This window comes from Alsobacter sp. SYSU BS001988, assembly GCF_054796215.1.
On the sequence record NZ_JBTAMK010000084.1, the window covers coordinates 1 to 202 of the forward strand.

Annotated in this window: 1 protein-coding gene; it reads left to right on the top strand. The window is 65.8% G+C overall.

Annotated elements, in window-relative coordinates:
* Nucleotides 1-202: EF-Tu C-terminal domain-related protein (locus ACYVO7_RS25900; protein WP_460452629.1), on the top strand; the 202-nt coding region annotated here is incomplete at both ends.

Below are 202 nucleotides of genomic sequence, written 5' to 3' on the forward strand. Positions count from 1 at the left end.
TGTCGGCTGCCTGCTGCGCGGCACCAAGCGCGAGGACGTCGAGCGCGGCCAGGTTCTGGCCAAGCCCGGCTCGGTGAAGCCGCACACGAAGTTCACGGCGGAAGCCTACATCCTCACCAAGGAGGAGGGCGGTCGCCACACGCCGTTCTTCACCAACTACCGTCCGCAGTTCTATTTCCGCACGACGGACGTGACCGGCATG